The 239-nt window shown below is 36.8% G+C and carries 1 protein-coding gene; it reads right to left on the reverse strand.

The features are described from left to right. Window positions 1-239, reverse strand: a 239-nt coding sequence (locus AAEY62_RS24515) for a hypothetical protein (protein WP_350637091.1), incomplete at both ends; no start/stop codon positions are given.

Below are 239 nucleotides of genomic sequence, written 5' to 3' on the forward strand. Positions count from 1 at the left end.
CAATAGCGGTTAATTCATAGCGTTTATTAAGGGTTTTTAAATGACTATTTGCATAGTGCAGCAGTATTTTTAAAGTTTGCGTTTGCGCTAAATTACGCATGGTTTTACCGGTTGCATCGCCTAATACTTTATTAAGTAAATGCCACTGATCAACTTGCGTTTTAAGCGTAGTTAACTCAGCTTGTTTGCCTTTGAGCGTTTTAGCATTTTGGTTGTGTTGCTCAATAGCGGTATTAGTG

The organism is Pseudoalteromonas sp. GW168-MNA-CIBAN-0100 (assembly GCF_040309225.1).
In the GTDB taxonomy this organism is placed as follows: Bacteria; Pseudomonadota; Gammaproteobacteria; order Enterobacterales; family Alteromonadaceae; genus Pseudoalteromonas; species Pseudoalteromonas arctica.